The organism is Pyxidicoccus trucidator (assembly GCF_010894435.1).
Taxonomy (GTDB): Bacteria; Myxococcota; Myxococcia; order Myxococcales; family Myxococcaceae; genus Myxococcus; species Myxococcus trucidator.
Map to the genome: position 1 here is coordinate 1 of NZ_JAAIXZ010000088.1, position 448 is coordinate 448.

The following is a 448-nucleotide window of genomic DNA, read 5'->3' on the forward strand; positions in this document are numbered from 1 at the left end:
AGGAGGAAGCGGTCGCCCAGGTGACGCTCCCAGGAAACCAGCGCGTCATGGCCGGGGTTGGGCGAGACGCCCGCGGCCCCTGCTCGCCGCTGGGAGTAGAAGCGCCACACCCGCAGCGGATCCTTCGCGAAGCCCTCGGGCGAGGCCACCTGCTCCACGGGCTGGTCCTCCCAGAGCCCGTTCATTCCTCGGAAGGTCGGGACTCCGCTCTCGGCGGAGACGCCCGCGCCGGTGAGGACGAGCAGCCAGGTATTCGAATCGAGAAGGAGCGTTTCCACGGTGCCTCCTGTGCGGCGTGGGATTCAGGATATGAAGCGTGGGACGACGATGACCGCGCCGGGCCCTGACGGGCGGGTGCGGAGACCTGGCTCGAGGACCCCATCATGGCGGAAATCACCCTGGACCTGCGCGCGGCTCCCAAGGCGCAGGCCTACGAGGAACTGCAGCA

The 448-nt window shown here is 69.0% G+C and carries 1 protein-coding gene; it reads right to left on the minus strand.

Translation table 11 applies throughout. The features are described from left to right. A partial coding sequence (locus tag G4D85_RS48540) for an SIR2 family NAD-dependent protein deacylase (protein WP_275900434.1) occupies positions 1-278 on the minus strand: 278 nt, incomplete at its 3' end. Positions 279-448 lie beyond the last annotated feature (170 nt).